20 protein-coding genes are annotated in these 21463 nt (G+C 45.7%); 3 read left to right on the top strand and 17 right to left on the bottom strand.

Features of this window, described 5'->3' with window-relative positions:
• The 6 genes from C1T29_RS02770 to lrpC all read right to left on the bottom strand — a co-directional run bounded on the left by C1T29_RS02770 (window position 1) and on the right by lrpC (window position 7780).
• Window positions 1-1263: a glycosyltransferase family 2 protein gene (locus C1T29_RS02770; protein WP_069839898.1), complete on the bottom strand. Its 1263-nt coding sequence runs from the start codon at window positions 1261-1263 to the stop codon at window positions 1-3.
• Window positions 1256-2965 carry a DUF2334 domain-containing protein gene (locus tag C1T29_RS02765; protein ID WP_103749865.1) on the bottom strand — a complete coding sequence of 570 codons (1710 nt, stop codon included), beginning with the start codon at window positions 2963-2965 and terminating at the stop codon, window positions 1256-1258. The genes C1T29_RS02770 and C1T29_RS02765 overlap by 8 nt, the downstream gene beginning before the upstream one ends.
• Before the next feature lie 10 nt (window positions 2966-2975).
• On the bottom strand, window positions 2976-3827 hold the full coding sequence (epsK, locus tag C1T29_RS02760) for a cyclic-di-GMP receptor EpsK (RefSeq protein WP_014662819.1): 852 nt from the start codon (window positions 3825-3827) through the stop codon (window positions 2976-2978).
• Window positions 3808-4896: a glycosyl hydrolase family 8 gene (locus C1T29_RS02755; RefSeq protein ID WP_103749777.1), complete on the bottom strand. Its 1089-nt coding sequence runs from the start codon at window positions 4894-4896 to the stop codon at window positions 3808-3810. The genes epsK and C1T29_RS02755 overlap by 20 nt, the downstream gene beginning before the upstream one ends.
• A 201-nt stretch (window positions 4897-5097) precedes the next feature.
• On the bottom strand, window positions 5098-7281 hold the full coding sequence (locus tag C1T29_RS02750; protein WP_103749778.1) for a DNA topoisomerase III: 2184 nt from the start codon (window positions 7279-7281) through the stop codon (window positions 5098-5100).
• Window positions 7282-7345: 64 nt separating this feature from the next.
• On the bottom strand, window positions 7346-7780 hold the full coding sequence (lrpC, locus tag C1T29_RS02745) for a transcriptional regulator LrpC (protein WP_071581021.1): 435 nt from the start codon (window positions 7778-7780) through the stop codon (window positions 7346-7348).
• 184 nt (window positions 7781-7964) lie between these two features.
• Here lrpC and C1T29_RS02740 point away from each other — a divergent pair, with 184 nt between their 5' ends.
• Window positions 7965-8255 (top strand): DUF3817 domain-containing protein, encoded by a 291-nt coding sequence (locus tag C1T29_RS02740; protein WP_014662816.1) that lies wholly within the window; start codon window positions 7965-7967, stop codon window positions 8253-8255.
• Window positions 8256-8299: 44 nt separating this feature from the next.
• Here the strand turns inward: C1T29_RS02740 and amj are convergent, their stop codons facing one another.
• The 5 genes from amj to C1T29_RS02715 form a co-directional block, all read right to left on the bottom strand.
• Complete coding sequence (gene amj, locus C1T29_RS02735) at window positions 8300-9109, bottom strand: lipid II flippase Amj (protein ID WP_003234394.1); 810 nt, start codon at window positions 9107-9109, stop codon at window positions 8300-8302.
• A gap of 506 nt (window positions 9110-9615) precedes the next feature.
• Entirely contained in the window at window positions 9616-10038 is a 423-nt protein-coding gene (locus C1T29_RS02730; RefSeq protein ID WP_014662815.1) for a pyridoxamine 5'-phosphate oxidase family protein, read from the bottom strand.
• Window positions 10039-10121: 83 nt separating this feature from the next.
• On the bottom strand, window positions 10122-10667 hold the full coding sequence (locus C1T29_RS02725) for a GNAT family N-acetyltransferase (RefSeq protein WP_014662814.1): 546 nt from the start codon (window positions 10665-10667) through the stop codon (window positions 10122-10124).
• 81 nt (window positions 10668-10748) lie between these two features.
• Window positions 10749-11258, bottom strand: coding sequence for a D-lyxose ketol-isomerase (gene lyxE, locus C1T29_RS02720; protein ID WP_069148974.1), 510 nt, complete (start codon window positions 11256-11258; stop codon window positions 10749-10751).
• A gap of 15 nt (window positions 11259-11273) precedes the next feature.
• Entirely contained in the window at window positions 11274-12134 is an 861-nt protein-coding gene (locus C1T29_RS02715) for an SDR family oxidoreductase (protein ID WP_103749779.1), read from the bottom strand.
• 155 nt (window positions 12135-12289) lie between these two features.
• On the opposite strand from C1T29_RS02715, the gene C1T29_RS02710 reads away from it, so the two are divergent.
• Complete coding sequence (locus C1T29_RS02710) at window positions 12290-12886, top strand: class I SAM-dependent methyltransferase (protein ID WP_071581026.1); 597 nt, start codon at window positions 12290-12292, stop codon at window positions 12884-12886.
• 18 nt (window positions 12887-12904) lie between these two features.
• Here the strand turns inward: C1T29_RS02710 and C1T29_RS02705 are convergent, their stop codons facing one another.
• The 4 genes from C1T29_RS02705 to pbpC all read right to left on the bottom strand — a co-directional run bounded on the left by C1T29_RS02705 (window position 12905) and on the right by pbpC (window position 19897).
• Window positions 12905-14416 (bottom strand): class I adenylate-forming enzyme family protein, encoded by a 1512-nt coding sequence (locus C1T29_RS02705; RefSeq protein WP_071581027.1) that lies wholly within the window; start codon window positions 14414-14416, stop codon window positions 12905-12907.
• Between the two features lie 211 nt (window positions 14417-14627).
• Entirely contained in the window at window positions 14628-16712 is a 2085-nt protein-coding gene (mtlR, locus tag C1T29_RS02700; protein ID WP_071581028.1) for a mannitol operon transcriptional activator MtlR, read from the bottom strand.
• Between the two features lie 186 nt (window positions 16713-16898).
• The gene (locus C1T29_RS02695; protein ID WP_071581029.1) at window positions 16899-17801 is read right to left on the bottom strand and encodes an aldo/keto reductase; all 903 of its coding nucleotides are present in this window, start codon (window positions 17799-17801) and stop codon (window positions 16899-16901) included.
• An 89-nt stretch (window positions 17802-17890) separates the two neighbouring features.
• Entirely contained in the window at window positions 17891-19897 is a 2007-nt protein-coding gene (pbpC, locus tag C1T29_RS02690; protein WP_103749780.1) for a penicillin-binding protein 3, read from the bottom strand.
• Between the two features lie 150 nt (window positions 19898-20047).
• Between pbpC and C1T29_RS02685 the strand changes: the two genes are divergently transcribed.
• Complete coding sequence (locus C1T29_RS02685; RefSeq protein ID WP_069839882.1) at window positions 20048-20335, top strand: antibiotic biosynthesis monooxygenase family protein; 288 nt, start codon at window positions 20048-20050, stop codon at window positions 20333-20335.
• 5 nt (window positions 20336-20340) lie between these two features.
• Here the strand turns inward: C1T29_RS02685 and C1T29_RS02680 are convergent, their stop codons facing one another.
• Both C1T29_RS02680 and lipC read right to left on the bottom strand, forming a co-directional pair.
• Window positions 20341-20586, bottom strand: coding sequence for a YczI family protein (locus tag C1T29_RS02680; RefSeq protein ID WP_014662805.1), 246 nt, complete (start codon window positions 20584-20586; stop codon window positions 20341-20343).
• A gap of 172 nt (window positions 20587-20758) precedes the next feature.
• Complete coding sequence (gene lipC, locus C1T29_RS02675) at window positions 20759-21400, bottom strand: spore germination lipase LipC (RefSeq protein WP_071581031.1); 642 nt, start codon at window positions 21398-21400, stop codon at window positions 20759-20761.
• Window positions 21401-21463 lie beyond the last annotated feature (63 nt).

Below are 21463 nucleotides of genomic sequence, written 5' to 3'. Positions count from 1 at the left end.
TCACCCGCTTTTATGTTGATTGTATCGTTCTGTCTTGTACCATTTGACCTCCTGCTTGAATAAACGGTGCTTGATTTCTACGAATAAAGAGTAGATCACAAGCACAATCCATGCCTGCGAGTATGTGAAGTACATGAGAAACACGATAAAAAAGTTTTGCCTGTTCATTTCTGTTTTTTCAATGCTCAACGTAATCATGACCTCTGTCATAAATAAGAAAAATGCCAAAATCCAGAGAATCATTGCCAAAAATCCAACCGATAAATGCAAATCATAAAACAAATTCACTACAAAAATCGTATTCGACATGATCACGCCAAAGAAAAACAGGAAGTACGTAAAGAAAAAATAAAACAAATCAAAGATAATCCGTTTTCGTTTCAGCTTAAAAAACTGCGCCAAAAATTTGAGCACGACATATTGATTGCCGCGCGCCCATCGGGTGCGCTGGCGCCACCATACCTTCCATGTTTCCGGCTCCTGCTCCCACGTGATGGCCGCAGGGAAAAAGCGAATGTGATAGCCGAGATTGTACACCCGAATGGTCAGCTCCGTATCCTCAGCGAGCGCTTTGTCATCCCAGCCTCCGAGCTTTTCGATAATGCTTCTGCGAATCGCGAAGTTGGTGCCTGGGATCGTGGCGATTTTAAACCACTTCCATCTGCCTCCCTGAGCCATCCACTGAAAACAGATCGTTTCGATATTGATAAACCTCGTCAGCAGCGTCTTTGCCGCATTGATGACGCGGAATTTCCCTACCACGGCGCCTGCCTTTTCGTCATTCATCAGGCCGAGCACGAGATAATACACGGCCATTTTCTCCGGCGTATTGTCGGCGTCATACACACAGATCACATCGCCATTCGATTCGGCAAAACCCGAGTTGAGTGCAGAGGATTTTCCTTTACCTGCGTTCGGCGGCTTCGTAATCACCATTTTGATGAAATCGTATTTCTCGGAAAATTCATTGACGATATCACCCGTCCGGTCTGATGAATTGTCATTCACGACGATAATCTCCAGCCGGTCCTTCGGATAATAAAGGTTGACCATCGCCTTCAGCGTCTGCCGAATCACAACCTCTTCGTTATGCGCCGGGATGAGGACGCTGACCTTTGGCAGCTCCTTCATGTTTTCTCTCCACTTCGGGATATTCCGTTCGAAGGTCATATAGTGGCGGAACCCGCCCTGCATGAGGAACATGTGGTAGAGAAGCATCACCCATATTAAACTTAGCGAGATAAAGAACAGCGTATTACCCAAGGCTTCTTCTCTCCTTAAAAATTCGTTTTTTCAATGTGGCTCTCAAGTAAAACGTATAACTGACAAACATGATGACAAATAAGAGCACGACAGCGGAGAGAATCCATAATGCCTTTTCCAGAGGGGTTTGCCGATGATGATCGAAAAACTCGTCTATGGCGCTTACGCCGTTTTTCACCTGAATCGTTCCATCACCGCTTGTATGAATTTCCACTTTGTCTGTTTTGACGGTTTGTTGCGTTTTCTTTAAATCAAGCCATTCACTGTCTGGAATGCGTTCCATCTGATCAACCAGCTCCGGCAGATATTTCATCCCAAGATACGGGTGATAAAACCCACCGGCTACTCCGCCTTCAAAATCAATCATCTGAGAGATATGCTCCTCCATCTCACCTAGCGGGTTTTGCTTTGATGTATCAACAAAGCCGATCGTCTCCGGATAAAGCGTCATTCCATGCAGCATCGAGGGAGCGGTCACGAACGGAGGTGCACCGGAGGTTTTCCACGTTGTGTCGCTGAGCTGAACCTGGCCGAAAATGCTTGAAAAATACTGTGAAGCGATTTGATAGCCGTATTCGGACATCGTGTAATGCGGCGCTTCAAACGCCAGCGGGTAAAGACCCGATGATGTCAAATCCTCAATGGCCCGCGTCAGTTTTTGCTTTGTATACGTTTCTTCCTTTTCCCGAAATGGTTCGAGATAGCTGCGGTAGGCTTGTTCGTTCGGGAAGTCCTGTGCCTTCTCCAAAATGGACGGGGGGTCTTCGGCATTTCCGGATGTAATCGGCTGATCCGCCTTTGCATCCCAAAATTCAAAGCCCTCTCCTGTTTCACTGTAGCGATAAGCGTGAGTATAGCCGTGAACAATGATACTGCCACCCATGCTTTGCAGCTTTTTCAGCACCTTGACCATCTTCGGTTGATCAGACAAATACACTTTGTCGCCTGTTTCCGGATTCAAGTAAACCGGAATGACCGCCAGGATAAAAGGAATATGCCGCTTATGCAGATATGTACCGGCTTGAAGCAGCAATTTTTCATCAGACATCGGGCTGATATCCTCGAGCCGCAAATACAATAACGTCGTCCCCGCCTTCTCTCCGAAGGCTTCTCTGAGCTGTTTCGCCACGATCAAATTGTCATTTAACAAATTCGTTAATCCAATGTACACATTCCCTTTTTTTGTTTTCCATATAAAAGAATGCGTTTTGCCGTCGTCGGCTTTGAAGGTGTAAAGCGCCGTTCCTTTCAGGCCTGATACGCTCAGCACATTAAGCCCGCTTTCCAGAGACACATCGGCCTTTTCCGGCCTGCTGTGAACCTGAAACACATTTTCTTTGCGGGCTAATGAAAGCCCGGAAAATTGGCTGATTTGTCCTGCGTTATAGCCAATGGCGACAACCGGTTTTTTTACGCCGCTGATAAGAGACAGCAATTTTTTGCTGAGCTTTCTTTTCGTTTGGCCGTAATACATCACATGATCTTTTCCTTTGAAATCCGACGCTTCAACATCTGAATCTCTTTTGACTGTCACATGGGATGTAAAGTGTCCCGCAAGCAAATCGAGCATTTTGACTTGAGACGACTCTTTGCCGTCCAAGGTTGAATAGATGATGAGAATGCCGGCATCCCGCTCCTTCGCTTGCGCTGAAACGGGAAAAGACGCAAGCGCTGAAAACAGAAGCAGCATGATGCAGAGCAGTGTGATTCCTTTATAGTTCATTCATCATCATCTCATTTTCCAGTTCTTCTAAAAATTGATCAGCTGTTTTGATATCTTTCCGGTAGGGCAAATAGCAAACGTGGAACGTAAGCGAGACATACTTTCCATTTTCCAGCTGATATGTATCCAATTGTTTCTTCAGCTTGGTCAGAACGGCTGGCATATGTTCAGCAGGCGTGTGCGTCAGCACGATCCCGATACGCTCGTCAGAGGGGCGGAATTTCTTATCCGTTTCCCGAACACTCGTCCTGATTTGCTGACCGACATATTGGAAGAGGCGATCCGTTTCTTTTTCACCGTACAAGGATTTAAACTCTTTGAAATAATGCATATGGAGCAGCAAAAACACAAAAGAATTGCCGTAGCGCTCAGCCCGCTTCATTTCTTCTGAAAGTTCCAGCTGCATCCTTTGCTTGTTATCAAACCCAGTCACTCTGTCAACAGCAACAAAACTTTTGATTTCGGATTGAAGCCGTGTGATTGAGCGCCGAAGCTCTGCTGTGATATCGTGGATTCTTCCGGAAATAAAAGAAAACAGCAAAAGCGCGATTCCCCACACGACAAGCATTCGCAGCCCTTCCTCAGCTGGAAAGAGCGATGCCTGTCCAGTCTGGAAAAACATCATTAAGGTGCCGAGAACAAAAAGTACGATTAAGGTCACCGCCAGCGCGTAAATCGGGCCGAACCAGATGCCTGCGGCGATGACGACAAACGTGATGCAAAGGATCAGGGCGCCTTCCGATTGCTGGGCTGACACATAATAAATAAACAGAGACAGGGCCGCGATGAGCCCTGAAAAATAAGCAAATAATTTTTGTGATTCATTGAATGATATTTTCATTAAAAAGCTTCCTTTCGGCTAACAGCGGCAGCAGATTGTCAAATGAATGCGTCTGAGTGCCGCTCATATAGCCTCCATAATACGATTTCACCGGATCATGAATTTCAAAGTCATTCATTCTGTCATATATGGCTTTGATGACAGAGCTGTTTTCATGCTGTTTTGTCAAAAACAATACGGCTAATGCATATACGGATGGCGATTCATATTGCACGGCAGGCTCCTTCGTATCTGCCGAATATCGCCCGTACAGTTTTCCGTTTGTCTGAAATTCCTGCTTGATCCAGTCCGCTAAAACTGATGCTTTTTCATCCCCTTCCGGCAAATGCCAAGCAGTGTAAAGCTGATCAATCAGGTTGATTTCACTGTCATATGTGTATTCCTTCGTCTCCGAGCTGTATGCCTTCGGCAGAAAGCCATTTTTTAAAGGAGCTGAATAGAGAACATTGGCATTCCGCTGTTCTGTTTCTTCGTCTATGATTCCATTCTTCTTTAAGACAGCTAAGGCATCAGGCATGACGTATGAAAGCGTCACATCCTTTGAAGCGGCCTGTGAGTCGTAAAAGTCTGTAAATAACCCGTTGTTCATATTGTATGTCTTCAAAGCCGTGCCGATATCCTTAGCCGTTTGCGCGTAGTCGCTGCGGCCCCATTTTGCGGCGGCTTGGTCAAGAGACAGCATAATTCTCATATCATCTATCAGCGCATTCGTCCCGCTCGCTTGGCCATTTTGAATCTTCCACGTCACCAAGTGATTGCTCATCAGAAATGAATCAGTCAGATGCTGATATTGATCCTGGAAATGCGGTGCGTCATTTTTGCTGAGCAGAAACTCCATCCACAGGCCGAGAGATTCTGATAAATACGAAGGCTGGTCTGAAAAATCGGTTTTGATCAGCCCTTGATCATTCATTAGATTATGATAGATGAAATATTCCGCTGGCTGCAGCGGGCTGGTGTTCACTTCTGCCGCCGACTGATTTTGGGCCTTATTTCCAGCTTCAGCACACCCTGCGGAAAGTCCGATAGATAAAAAGAATAAGATGACAGCAATTAGTGCATGCCTCACAGGCAAATCCCCCTTTGTCGCCTGAAGCGAATCAGACGCTCACAAATAGTTATAGAAGAAAATATGACTGCCATGTTACAAAGTACATTTACTATAAAAGAAAAAAATGCAGATTGCTAGCTTTTTTTTCCCTTTTTGAACATTAAAAAAACGGGTCCTAAGTCCAATAGAAAAACCTGTGCGATAGGCACAGGTTTTTTATTATTTATCCAAACCGAGTTTTTTCAGCTGTTCTGCCAGCGCGTTGTTAATCGGCTCATCTTTATTTTGTTTTTTCAAATAAGAGGACACGTCCCGTTTGGAAGCACGTGCTTTGTCTTTGTTTTTTCGTTTTTCAAATACAGAGAGCTTCTCGCGGTGGCCGCACACACACGCAAAGGTCTGGCCCTCACCTTGGCCGCGAAGCTCCATTCTTTTATGGCAGTTCGGGCAGCGCGCGTTTGTTTTTCGGGCAATCGTTTTTCTGCTGCCGCATTCACGGTCTTGGCACACGAGCATCGTCCCGCGTTTGCCGTTTACTTTCAGCATCATTTTGCCGCATTCCGGACATGCCGTTCCCGTGATGTTGTCGTGTCGGAAGGTTTGGCTGCTGTTTTTGATTTCTTTTACCGTTTGGTGTGCGTAAGCCTTCATGTCTTTAATAAAGACAGCCGATTTCAATTTGCCTGCGGCGATCGCAGACAGCTTTTGCTCCCATTCTGCCGTTAAGGCCGGTGATTTCAGATCCTCCGGAACAAGCTGCAGGAGCTGTTTTCCTTTAGAAGTGATAAAAATATCCTGGCCTTTTTTCTCGATTAAAAAGCTGTTGAACAGTTTTTCAATGATGTCGGCACGCGTTGCCACCGTGCCAAGGCCGCCTGTCTCTCCAAGCGTTTTGACGAGGCCTTTCTCTTCTCCCTGCATAAATGCGCTTGGGTTTTCCATCGCTGACAGCAGGGTCCCTTCATTAAAGCGGGTGGGCGGCTTCGTTTGGCCGCTTGTTTCCGTTAACGTGCGGACGGCAAGTGTGTCGCCTTTTTGAAGCGCAGGAAGGGTCTGATCTCTGTCATCGTCCTGCTCATCATCCTCATCCGCCATATCATAAACGGCTTTCCATCCTTGCGACTGTACGGTTTTGCCTTTTGCCGTAAAGGTTTCTCCGCCGATTTCTGCGATGACCTTTGTTTCTTCATATTCGAATGCAGGCATTAATACTGCAAGGAAACGTTTCGCAATCAGGTCATACAGCTTTCGTTCCTTATCACTCAGACTGCTGAGAATGAGCGGCTCTTCGGTCGGGATAATCGCATGGTGGTCTGACACCTTCGCGTCATTGACGTAGCCCTTATGGGATTTGATGCCGCGTTTTTTAATTTGGCTGACATATTGGGCGTACGGTTTTACTTCCATGCCTTCCAGGCGGTCTTTCAACGTCGGGACGATGTCACTGGATAAAAATCTAGAGTCCGTCCGCGGATATGTGACGAGCTTATGCTGCTCATACAGCTTCTGCAGCACAGAAAGCGTTTCTTTAGCAGAAAAACCGAAGCGCTTGTGGGCGTCACGCTGCAGCTCCGTTAAATCATAAAGCGCAGGCGCAAAGCTTTTTTTCGCTGTTTTTTTCAGCTCAGCTATGACCGCTTGCTTTCCTTCGAGGTCTTTTAGCAAACGGCTTGTTACGTCTTGATTGAACGTTCTCGTCTGCTTTGATTTCTTATCCTGCCACGTCAGCGTCATGCCGTCGACTGCTGCACGTATGCCGTAATACGGGACTGGCGTAAACGCTTGAATGTCTGCCTCGCGCTTTGCAATCATGGCAAGCGTCGGGGTCTGCACACGCCCGCATGAGAGCTGGGCATTGAATTTGGTTGTCAGCGCACGGGTCGCATTAATCCCTACAATCCAATCCGCTTCCGCTCTGGCGACAGCAGAATGGTACAGGTTTTCGTATTCTTTGCCGCTGCGAAGCTTTTGAAATCCTTCCTTGATCGCTTTATCCGTTACAGAAGAAATCCACAGCCGCTTGATTGGCTTGCGGACATTCGCTTTCTCAATGATCCAGCGCGCAACAAGCTCTCCTTCCCGGCCTGCGTCAGTCGCGATGACAATCTGATTGACGTCTTTACGGGTAAGCTGCGATTTGACCGCATTGAACTGCTTTCCGGTTTTTTTAATCACCACAAGCTTTAATGGTTCTGGGATAATTGGCAGATCCTCCAGACGCCATGATTGAAATTCTTTTCCATAGCCTTCCGGATCAGCAAGTGTCACCAAATGACCTAAAGCCCAGGTCACAATATATTGATCACCTTCGAGATAACCGTTTCCTTTTTTATGGCACTTCAGCACCCGGGCTAAATCCCGGCCGACTGAAGGTTTTTCAGCTAATACAACTGTTTTTGACATGCTTGATCACTTCTCTTTCTTTCACGCTCATCCTGTTATTATAACAGACTTCGCGCGGCACTCTCTAACCGCGCCCGTTTTTCGTGTCAATTTCTGAGAAAATGACGTGAGTGACGGTTTGCGCGTAGGGCGATGTTTTGTTAATGAAATCTTCTACCGCTTCGAGGCTTTCGGCATTGATTTTCAACATATAGCAGGCTGCACCCGCAATTCGGTAGCAAAATTCAATATTCGTCAATGTTTGAATATAGCTTTTGAACCGCTCGTAATCCGCATTTTTGACGGTTGCTTCCACAATGCAGGAAACGGGAAGGCCCAGTTTTTTCTGGTCGACCTCCAGCGTGTATTGCTTGATGATGCCAAACGATTCAAGCTGCCTTACCCGTTCTGTCACAGATGGAGGTGACAGCTTAATTTTTCTGCCTAATTCCCTCATCGACAACCGGCTGTCCTTCTTCAGCTCCTCAATGATATTCAGATCAATCTGGTCAAGTTTCATTTCAACATCCTTCTTTTATGATTTTGTACACATTATCTCGGGTATTTTTGTAAATGACAAGTACAGTTCCCTGAAAAAGGCATGTAAAAATGAATGTTTTCCGAACATTTTTCGAAAGCTGTCATATGCCCCTCCGGATTGTTTATAGTATAAAATGAAAACGTGTCCACAAGGAGGGCAATTTATGCTGCACACGCCGATCGGAAGACTTCGCACGATGGGTTTTATTGAAGGAATGTCACTCTTAATCCTGCTGTTCATCGCTATGCCGCTTAAATATTGGGCAGGCCTTCCGCTTGCAGTGACAATTGTCGGTTCGGTTCACGGAGGGTTGTTCATTTTGTATTTGCTTGTCTTGGCTTATGCAACCTTCTCTGTCAAATGGCCGCTGAAATGGTCAGCCGCCGGCTTCATCGTCGCTTTCGTCCCATTCGGAAACTTTTTGTACGATCGCGGATTGAGGAATTTTAAATAAGGAAACACAAAAAAGGCTGGATCTTTTTGATCCAGCCTTTCTTATTAAAACCACTTTGTGAGCCAGGCGATATAGTAGGCCCCCGGAATAAACATGAGCTGGGCGAGGAGTGTGCCTGCTACCCTTGATGTGACCATTGTGACAGAGGTCCATTTTAAATAGATATAGCTTCGTTTTCCTTTTGCCACATCATCGGCAAGAACGGATACCTTAGGATCAACAAAAATGGCCAGCAGCATCGTCGCAATTCCATTGATCAAACCCGATGCCATGACGGCTGTCGTGCTGCGCTCCGGCGCCAGCAGGCCTGCGTACAAAGCCGAAAGCACGCCAATCGTATAAATCGATGTGATCAGCATGTTGATGACAAACAAACGCTTCGGAATCAAGCGCATATGAAATCCTTTTACATATGAAATAGACGGCAGACGCAAATAGGAAAGGGCATTTTTGAATCCTTGTTTCGAGAATCCCTTTCGGAATACTTGAAAAACGGAGCCGCCGCCGCCCGCCAAGTGAATAATCGCCCGTGAAAAAAGAGCGACAAAAGACGGGAGCAGGATGATGCCCAGGATGGTGCCGACTGTCGATCCGAAAATCAAGAAGCGGAACTGCTCGCCTACAATCGCCAGTGCGTTTTTTCCCGCATCATCAATTAAATGCCCGGTAAAGGGCTGCTGCACCATGTTCGACATTCTGGACACAATGACCATGACATTAAACAGGGAAAGCGCGGACGCAATAAATCCAACGCGGGCCCCGGAAAGCCTTGTGGCATAGGCTAAGGTTTCTATCGAATGAATCAGCAATAAAAAACAAAATATAAAAAGTACTTGTGTTGTAATGACATGCACGTTATTCTTCCTCCAATTTCATCCTAGAGATAAGACTGGAAAGAAGGCAATTAGGTTTCAGTACGATGTGTTTTTTGCAATAAAAAAACCGCCGGCGAACGCCGAGCGGTTTGTCTTATTCTTTTCTATACGCAAATAAAGATTATATCATCCGCCAGCTCGGGCGGGTTAGATTCATAAAGCATTGTTCCGAAGAATCTTTCTGGAAAGTAAACACCATGGAAATTTCTTGAACACAAGACAACGAAAGCCCTACCTCTCAATCGTCACTGCGGCTCCGAAGCCGCGCCGGTGTGAATTGTAAAACAAAAAAGTCTTTTTTCCATCTCATCGTTAGGGGCGATTTGTTATGAAGGAAAAGAATAAGGGCAGCTGATTATGCTGCTTGGGAAGCGGTAAGCTTCTCTCTCAAAACAGAAAAAAGAAGTTTACTTTCTTTTTTATTTGCTTATTTTTCTTACTAGCTATTCATAATAACATATCGCCCCTGAAAACACAATTATTTTTTACAGGTCAAGTGAGACCGGTGTTTTCTCTCCGGCATTCATTAATCTGATATCTTCCGGTTCAATTTCAAGAATCACCAGATTCGGATCATCCTTGCCATCAAACCAGCGCTCTAATTTAGAACTCCATATTTTGTCCTTCAGTTCTGCCGAATTGTTGATTTTGGCTTTTCCGGCAACTTCGACATAGGCGTCGCCAAAGCCTTCACAATCATAGCCTAATAAAATGTGGACATTGGGGTTGTTCTCAATTTCTTCCGCTTTATGAGTTTCCTTGCTTGTCGGTGTGTAAATCGTCAGCCCGTCATGGAAAAAAGTCATGTAGCGGGAATGCGGTTTGCCCTTTTGAACCGTTGCGAGCGAACCTACTTTATGGTGATCTAGAACATCAAGCACTTTTTGTTTTATGTCTTTCTGATTCATCTCGAATCACTCCTTTTTAACGTCTCCGCTGTTACTTTTCCACATCCGGGGAAGATTTAAACAAGAAAGTGTGCTCTTTATTTTCATCCTTTCCATTCATGCTTTAGCAAGCTGTAATAGATAAGATCATGGTGCCTGCCGTTTACGAATAAGCCGTCCCGTGCCCTTCCTTCCTCTAGAAAGCCGAGCCGCTCCGGAACCGCTCTGCTTTTTTCGTTTCCGACAGCCGCACAGATCGCCACACGATTCAGCTCAAGCTCTTCAAAAGCATAAGTAATGAGTTTTCGGCAGGCAGCGGTAATAATGCCTTTCCCTTCAAATTCTTTGGCAATCCAGTATCCGATTTCCGCTTTCCGATTCACTTGATCAAGGTTATGCAGTCCGATCATGCCGCATAGGCTGCCGTCATAAAGGAGCCCCGCCTCAATGCTGGTCAGATCAGCATATTCCCACCGCCAATTTGGAATGATCGTTTCTCTGTACGTTTCAGCGCTGCTTGGATTTTCCGCCCAAAACAGCCACTTGCCAAGCCGCTGCTGATTTTCGATAATGAGTTCGGCCAGCCGCTCCGCATCCTTCGGCTCCAATAATCGGATGGTGATGTGCTCATTTACCTTGCAAGTGAACATTGCCTCTCCCTCTTTCCTTTTTTACCCATTATAGCGATGATTCCGTTTTTTTCAATACAAAAAAGGATGGGCTGCTAAGCCTCATCCTTTTATCCTTGGATCGGTAAAGATATCATGCTTATCTGTGCTCGTCGAAGACATTTCCGTCACGACGGCTCCCTCTTCACCGGCTTGAAACCAATGCTTTGTATTCGGGGGAATCGTATATTGCCCGCCCGGTTCTAGCTCAATTTCGTGCCAGACCGTATAGTGTTCTCTGTCTTCCTGAGGAGGGAGAACCTTTGGCAGCTGCGTTTTTTCTCCTTCTACGTAAAGATACACTTTTCCGTAGCGGCAGCGGAAGGTCTCCTGCTTGCCTTCCTGGCCGTCGACCGGCGGATGGCGGTGTTCCGGGCAAGTCTGTCCCGGAAACAGCACCAGTTCCTTTGAACAATAACGGTCTGTATTGACGTAGACAAAGAGCTGGAGCCCGACTGTTTTTTCTTTTCCTAAGCCGTAGTCCATCAGCTGGATTTGGTCTACTTCCTCGTCCGTTAATACAATGCCTGCCTTTTGATAGTAGCTGTTCACTTCTTCTTTCGTGATGCCCATATGTCACACTCCCTCTTATGTCGTCACAAAATTACCGCCGTTGACATGCAGTGTCTGGCCTGTCATGTAAGATGATTCATCTGATGCCAGCAGCACATAACAGCCGACGTGCTCAACAGGCTGTCCAGAACGGCCCATCGGCGTATCTTGCCCAAATTGAGCGACTGTTTCTTCAGGGAACGTAGCTGGGATTAATGGCGTCCAGATTGGTCCCGGCGCTACTGCATTCACACGGATGCCGTCTTTGACAAGCGCCTGCGCCATTGTTCTTGTAAAGGCATTGATCGCGCCTTTTGTCGCTGTATAATCAATGAGTGTCGGGTTTCCTACGTACGGGTTGATGGATGTCGTATTGATGATGGCGCTCCCCGGTTTCAGGTAATCAATTGCTTTTTTAGTCAAATAAAATTGAGAATAAAAGTTTGTTTTGAATGTGCGGTGAAGCTGTTCACTTGTAATGTCTTTGATGCTTTCCTTCGGATGCTGTTCACCGGCATTGTTGACAAGGATGTCAAGGCCGCCTAGTTCTTTGACCGTTTTTTCAACCGCGTCATTGCAGAATTCCTCTTCACCGACGTCACCGGCAATCAGCAGGCATTTTACACCTTCTTGTTCAACGCGTTTCTTCGTCTCTTCGGCGTCTCCATGCTCATCCTTATATACAATAGCGATATCAGCGCCTTCCTTTGCGTAAGCGACCGAAACCGCGCGTCCGATCCCGCTGTCGCCGCCTGTAATGAGCGCAACTTTCCCTTTTAATTTGTCCGCTCCTTTGTAATTCTCGTACTCATACACCGGACTTGGATTCATTTCGCTTTCAATTCCCGGCTGGCGATTTTGGGTTTGTGCCGGCAGTTCTTTTGGATAATGTGCCATGATGATTCTCCTCCTTTGGTTTCTTGTCTATTTGTTGTGTACCTCACACGCTCTTTGGATAAACATGGCTCGGCACCTTCGTATTTGCTTTATCAGAAAAATGTTTCACATGGAACGCTGGGAGGAAATAACTCAAAAAGGGGGTTGGTTGCTGAATGATTAACATGCTTTCTAGAAGATTCAGCAGGCCAAAGGGCGTCATCGGCATGATTGCCGGGTACATCATGGCTGCTGAAAATCAGACACTGAATCAGTGGACAATCAATCAGCTTGAGATCATGCGCGGGGACAGCATTTTAGAAGTCGGGTTTGGCCCTGGATACTGCATGCAGCAGATATTGAAACGCGAAAAGGATGTTCATCTTCATGGGATTGATGTGTCAGAAGCCATGCTGAAGCTGGCCGCCCGCAGAGTGAAATCAGAGGGGGTACGCCTGATACAAGGAAGCGTCGAGACATTTCCTCTTTCCGCCTCGTTTTATGATAAAGTGATTTCCGTTAACAACTACACCATTTGGAATGACCAAACAAAAGGCATGAAACAGATTTATCGTGCATTAAAGCCCGGCGGCAAAGCAGCCATTACGATGCAGCCGCGGGAAGCGGATGCCAGTCCTGAGAAAACAAAATCATTTGGAAAACAGATGATTGCCGACTTCAAAGCAGCCGGCTTCGAGGACATTGATATACAATTTAAGAACATTAGGCCTGAGCTTGCCGTTTGTGCGACTGCAAAGAAGCCCGCCACATAAAGTGGCGGGCTTCTTCTTTTATGAATGTACAGCCTGGTTGCGCAGGACGTCTTTTTTCACCTTGCCGAGGTTGTTTTTCGGCAGTTCGTTAACGAATTCAACTTCAGGTATTTTGTAAGCGGACAGGCGCTCTTTACAAAATGCGATAACATCCTCTTCCGTTATGCGCTGGCCGCCATTTTTCACGATAAAAGCTTTCGGTTTTTCACCGTAAAGCGGGTCTGGTATTCCGACCACCGCCGTTTCAAGGATTCCCGGGATCTGCTGGATAACTTCTTCAACCTGATCAGGATAGACGTTATCACCTCCGTAAATAATGACATCCTTGTAGCGTCCAGTGATGAAAATAAAGCCATCTTCATCCACATAGCCTGAATCTCCGGTTCTGAACCATCCGTTTTGCAGCACTTTCGCTGTTGCTTCAGGGTTGTCTTCATAGCCTTTAAATAAGAATGGAGTATGAACAACGATTTCGCCGATTTCTCCTTGGGGGAGTTCTTCTCCCGTCAGAGGATCTTCCACTTTGACTTTAACGCCTTCCACAGGTTTCCCCGCAGATGCCGCTTTATCCATTCCCATATCAGGCATCCATGTGCTGATTCCCCAAGCCTCAGTACTTCCATAGCCATGCGCGAGCGGAATGCCGATATCAAGATAGCGGCGGATTAGGCTGCTCGGCACTTTCGTTCCGCCTGTCATTAAAATAACAAGCGAAGATAAGTCAGTTTGGTGCGTTTCCCACGCTTCAAGCAAATACGTGTAAAACACAGGAAGAGCCATCACGGTCTGAATTTTCTCCTCTTCAATGACCTTCAGCATGTGAACAGGATCCTGATCCTTTGTGAACACAAAGGTTGTTCCTGCAAACGTTCCAAGCATGATGCAAATGAGCGCACTCGTATGATAAATCGGATGGCACGCGAGAAAACGAAGGCCCTTCATCCGTGTTACTGAGCTGTTGGATTTTTTGACGTATCTGTATATGCCGCCATGTGTGATCATGCATCTTTTCGGGTTTCCCGTTGTGCCAGACGTAAACATGAGAAGTGCTGTATCATCTGGGGAAACCATTTCCGTTTCCGGCAATTGATCAGGACCGGCAAACAGCGCTTCAAATTCAGCAGATGTTTCGTAAGCTGTTCCTGTCTCCATTGTTAAACACAGTGAGGACAATTCAGGAAGAATTTCCTCCAGCGTCTCTTTAAACTCCGCTCCGTAAAACATCGCTTTCGGTTCACTTGCTTTTAAAATGCCTGTCATTTCATATGGTTTCAGCTGCCAGCTGACAGGTACAACAACAGCACCTATTTCAAGCGCGGCGAACATAACAGTTGATGCGGGATGGCCGTTTTTGCAAAGCAATGCAACACGGTCGCCCTTTTGAATTCCTTTTTGCAGCATGGCATTCGCCAGCTGATTAATCCGTTTACGGTAACCTTTATATGTCAGTGTATGGTCTCCGCTTTTTACAGCCTCTATTTCTTCGCTATCCGGCATGTCATGCAGAATCAGATGCTGTAATGTTTCCATATCGTCATCTCCTATATTCTCTTGAATCTTCAATAATTTGTTAGATTTTCTTCCTTACCTCACCCATTTTAACCCAAAAAAGATAACTTGTAAAACTATTTCATTTTGGAATTATTCCAATACTGAATGATAAAATAGTCCCACATTTTCTTATTTTGTTCCCCGTCCACAGAAAAACACACACCAATTTTTTGACGTGTGCCATGAAGGATTACAGTATGTTTTTTTCTTTCATCCAAGTGAAAAATATGCGGTTTAACCGCTGATACAATTCTTGTTCTCCTTCTTCCTGAAACCCCGCCATGCTTTCTCCGCTCTCGATAATTGCCGAGCTGATCGCGCTTAAAATTTCCGAGCCTTCAGCAGATAATGAACCAGGCGCCATCATGACGAGGATGCGTGTCATGATGAGGGTATTTCCGTCCATGCCATCCACTTCATAGGAGGCGCTGAGATCAAACATTTTGAAAAAAGGCAGGACGATTTCATCATTTTTGAGATGATAAAGCGCCATGTTTGTTCCTGGGATGCCCAATCCCCCTTGTTTCTCCCGCTCAGCCAGGCAAACCGCGGCTTTTTTTGGATCACGGATCAAGCCATCCTTTTTCAGCTGCTGAAAAAGCTCTAATAGAAGCATGCTATGATCCGGGTTTGTTTTGAGTTGAGTTAGTGAAAAATGGCGCAAAACATCTTGAATAACCTCCATATACCGACCTATGCTTTCCGCCGCTTCCAGCATATCAGGTGCATCAGCTTGCTGCGTTTCTTCCTTGGGGCTTCTTTTTTTGTTAAGAATAAGGGGAATTTTCCGCTTGATATACTGCTTAACCTGGTTTGCGTCTTCCTCATTTAATAGCGGGCTGACCATGATGTAATCAATGTTTTCATAAGGAATCGGAACAGTGGATACAATCATATCATACGCTTGAACATCCTTCCCCTTTAGCTCGATCAGGGATGACATATCAAACGATTCTATTTCCGGCAGTTCTTTCTTCAGCCTTGAGGCAAGCATTTTCGAAGAGCCGATCCCGCTTGAGCAGACGACAAGCGCTTTCACTTTTGCTTCTTCTTTTTTGATTTCAAGAGCCGAGCCAAAGTGAAGAACGATAAAAGCGATTTCATCATCAGAAAAGGACATGCCCGGAAAATATTTTTCGACGCCTTCTTCGATTGCCATGTAAAGCAGAAAATAATCGCGCTTGATCTGTTCCTTCATCGGATTGTATATCTCAATATTTTCTTTTATGCGGCTGACGGCCGGCTCCAAATGGGCGATCAAGCCTTCATATAAAGAGTAGTTTTTCGTGAGATCCATTCGGATTTTATCTGAAATAAAGGCAATGAGCCGCTTTGTTTGCAGGGCTGTTTCCAGCTCAATTTCCTGCGCTTTGTATTCTGTTTTGTATTTTCGATTGGCGCTTCGAAGGTGGATTGTAATATAGCCGACCTCCGCCTCCGGTATCGTCACGCCGAAGGCTCGTTCAAGCTCGCCTGCGATTTCAAGAGCCGAGCTGTATTCTCTCGCATTCTTCATCTCCTCAAGCTCATTTTGCTCCATGGTGATGGTTTCCCCAAGCTTAATCCGTTCGATCGCATACGTCAGATGGACAACGAGCGCTATATAGGAGCTGTCGGACAATGAAAAAGCGATTTTTTCCTTCAGCTGAAATAAGATGCGCTCCATTTTTAGCAGCTCACCTTTGCTGACAACACCGAACATTTTCTCTGAAGAATCAGGTTTTCCTTTGATGTTTAATTCAACCGCTTCCAAAAACATTTGGATGTCAAGGCGGTTCACAATCAAGTTGCCGACAATTTTCCGTTTCGCATTCTCCGGCCCTATGAGCTGGATGCCAAAACCTCTTTTGCGGATCAGTGTCAATCCGAAGGGAGAAATCCATTTCTCCAGCTCGTCTAAGTCATAGCTTACCGTGGCATTTGTCACCTGAAGATCATGAGCAAGCGTGTACAGTTTGACGGGCTCCTGAGACTCTAATAGCGAACAAAGAATGAGCAGTTTCCTTTCGTCCGCGCTGTATTCATGCTGTTCATATGATAAATCGGTGAGCAGCTTTTGTTTATCCTCGGGACTTCCCACTGCTTTCAACCCTTTGCCGGGCTGTTTATCAAGCGTAAGCCCGACGGTTTCCATCAGCGGCTTAATTGATTTGAGCTCCCTGTGAATGGTTCTCGTGCTGACCTCCATAAGCTCAGCAAGCTCAGTTACGGTTATATATCTATTTTGTAATAACAAGTGCTTTAACAGCTTTTGTTCTCTGGCAGTCATATACATAAAAAAAGACCTCCTAGACAATCTTGATGTGCGGATGAAGTCGCAAGGAGATGCAGTAGAGGATATAGAGAGGTTTCCTTTTAATATAAAACGCTTTCAAATAAGAATCAATCACTTATAAATGGTAATTTGGCACTAAGCGGTGTGACAACATTGAAAAAGCACCAGCTGGTAAGCTGATGCTTTTTATGGAATATCGTAACCCTGTACGGCTGTAAAAATACGAAACCATTGATCTTGGTCAAGCTTGTATGACATCGCGTTTATCGCGGCGGTAATCCGCTCGCGCTTTCCGCTTCCGACAATCGGCATGATGTTTGCCGGATGCGTATACAGCCATGCGTACATGACCTCGTCCAAAGAAGCGGCGCCGATCTCTGCTTGAACGGATTCAAGCGCCGTGCGGACACGCCGGTCTTTTTCCGTGTCACCAGTGAAAACTTTGCCGCCTGCCAGAGGCGACCAAGCCATCGGCGGTATCCGTTTTTCCTGACAGAGGTTCAAAGTGCCGTCGCGCACATTTTCTAATTCATATGCGGAAAGCTCAATCTGGTTGGTCACGAGCTTCTCAGGCAAATACGATTCCAGCATCCGATACTGGTGATCTTTAAAATTTGAAACACCAAAGTACCTGACCTTGCCAGAGCATTTCAGCGCTTGAAACGCCTCTGCTACCCCCTCCGGATCCATGAGCGGGTCCGGTCTGTGAATCAACAGCACATCGATATAATCCGTCCTAAGGTTCATAAGTGATTGCTCAACGGATGCCAAAATATGCGATTTGCTTGTGTTATAATGATGCGATCTGTGAGCTGGCCGTTCAGGCGATTCAAGAACAATGCCGCATTTTGTGACCAGCTCTATGTTTTCTCTTAATCCGGGCGAAAGGGCGAGGGCGTTTCCAAACAGCTTTTCGCACGTATAGCCCCCATAAATATCCGCATGATCAAAGGTCGTGATGCCGTGATCGATACACCATTCAATGAGACTCAGCAGTTCAGCATCTGAATAGTTCCATTCATTCAGCCGCCAAAGGCCGTGTACGACTCTTGAAAATTGAAGATCCTCCGCCAATTGAATACGTTGCATGCAAAATCCCTCTTTTCCTTTTTTTGCCCCTTACTAGTTCATTCGGCCTCAGATCCCCTTTTTCCTTTCGCCCCTTTTAAAAAGACATTTTAATTCGATTGAAATTGCTTTTTCGCTTTCTCAACGACGTAGTGGCTGCCGCCGCGGTCCTGCACATTTTGGATCATCATGGCGACAAGCAGGTCTTTGTTTTTGTAATCGTAGCCGACAAACCAGCCATTTTCCGCGCCATCCTTATCATCTTTGGATGTTTTCAGCTCGGCTGTTCCTGTTTTTCCGGCCACTGTGATTCCTTTCACGACAGGCTGATAGGCTGATCCGCGCTCATCCTCGACAACGCCCTTCAGACCTTTTGTAATGTCTGCCGCTCCTTCCTTCGTGACCACTTGCTTGTGCCAAACATCAGCTGTTTGCGAGTCTTTTTTGATCAGCTTCGGTTTGACAAGGTCTCCATTGTCAACAAATGGCGTGTAAGCAGCTGCCAAGTGAAGCGGAGACATTTGCATTTGCCCTTGTCCGTAGCCCGTATCCGCAAGCAAAATGTCTGAATCAAGCTTGTCATTTGCAATAGACGATTTCTGGATCGGGAATTCATACGGAATGTCCTCTGAAAAACCGAATGTCTTCAAGCCTTTTGTGAAGGTGTCCGCTCCCATATCAAGCGCATTCTGGGCAAAATAAATATTGTCTGACGTAATAAGGGCATTTTCCAAATCGACTTGCTGAAGTCTCTCAGACACACGTGTCACTGAATAGCCGCCCCAGCTCGAATCTTTTTGCCACTCCTTACCTTTGATTGTTTTCTTTTCATCGGCTTTAAGGGTGCCGTTTTTGATTCCAATAGCAGCTGCAATCGGTTTAATGGTGGAACCTGGTGCATATGTCTTATTGAATTTCGCTGAAAACGGGTTGTTTTTATCTTTGTTTAGCTTTTTCCATTCCTTATCGCTCCAGCCGAAAATAAACCCGTTCGGATCGTAGGAAGGCGCGCTGACAAGTGCAAGTGTTTCGCCTGTCTTCGGCTGCAGCGCGACTGCCGTCCCGCTGTCATCCTTGAGTTCATCATACAGCTTCATTTGCGTTTTAATATCAATTGTAAGATGAAGATCCTCGCCGTCCTTTGCTTTCTTTTCAGCGATGACTTCCCCGGTTTGCGGCACGTAAATTTTCCAGCCAGTTGTGCCTCTTAGCTTGTCTTCATATACATTTTCAAGTCCGGCGATGCCGATGTTAGACGTATCGCTGTACGTTCCTTCTTTCTTTTTCTTTAGTTCTTCCGCTGTAATGGCGCGGACATAGCCTGTCAAATGGGCTGTCTTTTCGCCATACGGATAGTAGCGGGAGCTGACATTCGTTCTTGTTACGCCTTGTAATGACGTCGCTTCAGAAACTAACTTCTCCTGGTCAGGCTTGACCTTTTTGAGCGGCACAAACGAATCGTCTTTTACCCAGCCTTGATCCAGCTTTTTCTTGATGTCGTCTTCAGTCAAATCAAGTTTTTTCGCGAGCTCTTTTATGACTTTCTCTTTTTTATCGCCAAGCTCTCCGGGAACAATCCCGATTTCCGGAACATCTGTATTGACGGCTAAGCCTTTTCCATTTTTATCGTAAATTTGGCCTCGTTTCGGTTCAATGCTCATAATTTGCACGGTTTTGTCGTCAGCCAGCTGCTTGAAAATAAACGATGGGTCCCAATCTATATTCCATGACTCCTCGTCATCTGTTTTTTCTAATTTCAGCACAGCAGTATTCTTGAAGCTGACTTTGCCGGCATTTGTGTTCATGCTGACTTTATACGGGATATGTTTCATTGTCTTGTTGTCTTGATCGTCCTTATCTACTTCTCCCGCAGTGACTTTCAAGTTTTTTACGCCGGCCTGCTCATAGATGGCTTTATACCTGTTGACGAAATCTTTTTTGGAGATTTCTTTTTTGACATCTTTAGTCAGGCTTTGATACATGTCATCGAATTGCTGATCGTTCCACTGTTTCACGAATGCTTCCATGCGATCCTCTGGTGAATCTGTTTTGGAGCATCCGATCAATCCAATCAACCCGACGCATAGAAATACTAGTAGAATACACTTTTTTAACATGACTTTCCCCTGCCTTCCACTTGTTATTTTCTCTTAATTGAATTGGTGCGTGCAAGATTTTTTTGAAAATGAAGGAAAAGTTCACCGATTTTGCAGAAATCTCCTATCGTTTGCTGTAGACTATTTGAAAAGACAGAAAGAAGGGATAGCATGGTCAGAGAGGCAGCAATGCTTCACATTAAAGAAGGGCTTGAACAAGAGTTTGAGGCGGCGTTCCGGCAAGCGGCGCCGATCATTTCCAGCATGAAGGGCTATATCACTCACTCGTTATCAAAATGCATGGAGGAAACGCATAAATATCTGCTTCTTGTGGAGTGGGAAACACTTGAGGACCATACGGAAGGCTTTCGCGGTTCTTCAGAGTATCAAGAGTGGAAAGCCTTGCTTCATCGGTTCTATACCCCGTTCCCGACAGTCGAGCATTTTCAGGATGTGTAATAGATTTATATAATATGAAGTGTAAAACCGATAAGGGAGACAGACCATACAAAAACGGCGGTATAAATATTAAAAGCGCCTGAGCCGTCATTTTCTTTTTTGCGTTCTTCAAGCCCCTGCATAAACATGACTGCACCAAGAAAAACAAGCATAACCGATTGGATAACAGAGGTGTGTTCCGTATATTTAAAAGCAATAAGCGCCAATAAAATAATGATAACCGCAAAGGACATTTTAACAATGCGAAACAAAAGGACCATCCTTCCTTATATACGAAATATTGAACGTTATGGCTATATTTGCCTACGCCCTCCATTATTCTAGCGCACTTTTTGGGGATGTAGAACAGAAGAAAGGGAATTTTAAGTTTCTTTTAATATTTCGATCACACATAAAAAACGCGCCTGTCATGAGGCGCGTTTTCTATGAAACTGACAATTCTTTATAGCCTAACTTGTGAACGGCTTCAGCCATCGCTTGATAGCCTTTGCTGTTCGGATGGACACCGTCAAAGGACAGGTATTCCTGCTCCTTGCCTTTGAAGATGCTGTAGGCATCCGCGATTTTGACATGGGGTGCTGATGCAAGTGTTGCTAAATGTGAATTGAAGGATGTGATCCATTTGCCGGCGATTTCAATGCCGGGAAACGGGTTGTATAAGTTGAACACACGGATGGCGTACGGGGAAGGGTTTTCTCCTTTGATCTCGGCGATCTTGGCAATCATCTTTTCAAAATTCTCATGGCAATGGGCGGATACACGGCTGAAAATTGTTTCATCCTTAGAGGTTTGGTAGGCTAAGACCGAATCGATAAGATCGTTTCCGCAGCCTGTGATCGTTATCATATCAGCATCTCGTATGCATTTTTGCACATAGGAATATGACAGGAGCCCCAAAATCTCCTCTGTATTCAGGCCTGATCTGGCAAATATGGCTATTGCCGTTTTTGTTTTCAAGTCAGCTGACATCATGTCTCCAAAACGATGGACGAAGCCGGGTGAAAACAGCCCGGAGCCTCTCCCTGTCGTCAAGGAATCGCCCAGAGCTGTATATCGAAGCACCATGTTCTTTCCTCCACTCCTGAACGTCGATACGTTAATGTACGCAGCAGAGTAAAGATTGGCTAC

This window comes from Bacillus sp. MBGLi79 (genome assembly GCF_002953915.1).
Note: the sequence above shows the minus strand (reverse complement) of the source record. Positions and strands in the feature narration are given on the sequence as shown.